The following is a 1,078-nucleotide window of genomic DNA, read 5'->3' as shown; positions in this document are numbered from 1 at the left end:
ATCGTCGAGATCAAGTCCTCGGTGGAGGACTTTCGCGCCGACCACAAATGGCCGGACTACCGGCTGCATTGCGACCGTCGCCAGCACCACGGCGGCCGAGACGGCCGCCCGAACAGACACGCGCATGATGGTCTCCATGTCGATTTGTCTCGATGTCGATTTGTCTCGGCCCCGTCAGAGCGTCGTGGACCAGGGAACCAGCACCTCGCGGTAGCCGGTCCCGGCCCGCTCGACATGGGCGAGCGCCGGGAAGGGATAGTGAAATCCTTGCACGAGCGAGCGGTCCGCGACCAGCCTGTCGTAAACCTTTCGGCGCGTCGCCTCGGCCGCGACCGGATCGACGTCCAGCATGAAGTGCCAGCCCGGATTGCGGGCGAACAGGAACGGCGCGTGGGTGACGTCGCCCTGGATGAAGATCTCCCGGTCGCCCGAGGCGAGCACCAGCGAGGTGTGGCCGGGCGTGTGGCCGGGCGTGCCGAGCGCCGTGAGGCCGGGCAGCACCTCCTTGTCCCAGGCGTAGGTGCGCAGCCGCTTCAGGATCTCGCCGCTCATCACCCGGCGGACGTTCCTGGCGCCGTCCGGCACGCGCGGATTCTTGGCCCGGCTGGTCTCGGCCTCGTCGGTCCAGAAGGCGTGCTCGCGCTCCGGCGCCAGGATCTCGGCGTTGGGGAAGGCCGGCGTGCCGTCGGCGCGCAACAGGCCGTTGATGTGGTCGCCGTGATAATGCGTCAGCACCACGGCGTCGATCTGGTCCGGCGCGATGCCGGTCGCCGCGAGATTGTCGAGGAAGCGGCCGTTGAGGCCCTGGCTCGCCGTGAACGCCGCCTCGCCCGTGCCGGTGTCGACCAGCACCAGCCTGGCGCCGGTGTTGATCAGGATCGGATTGTAGGGGCCGGCGTAGAAGTTCGGATCCATGTAGGCCGCGGTCAGCGCCGCCTGGACCTCGGCCTTGCCGGCGTTGAGCACGAAGCCGTCGCCGATCGGCATGCGGCTGACGCCGTCGTTGACGACCGTCACCTGCACGCTGCCGACATTGTAGCGATAGAAGCCGGCCGCCTGCCGCCCGGCCGGCGGCGCC

At 69.1% G+C, this 1,078-nt stretch carries 1 protein-coding gene and 1 pseudogene; one reads left to right on the top strand and one right to left on the bottom strand.

The annotated features are described in order from the left end of the window. A pseudogene (locus CH341_RS31450) lies at positions 1-78 on the top strand (MmcB family DNA repair protein); the annotation flags it as partial. A gap of 96 nt (positions 79-174) precedes the next feature. Here CH341_RS31450 and CH341_RS31445 read toward each other — a convergent pair. After that, a partial coding sequence (locus CH341_RS31445; protein WP_111423648.1) for an MBL fold metallo-hydrolase occupies positions 175-1,078 on the bottom strand: 904 nt, incomplete at its 5' end.

It is taken from the genome of Rhodoplanes roseus (assembly GCF_003258865.1).
GTDB lineage: Bacteria > Pseudomonadota > Alphaproteobacteria > Rhizobiales > Xanthobacteraceae > Rhodoplanes > Rhodoplanes roseus.
This window is presented reverse-complemented; position numbering and strand designations above follow the sequence as displayed.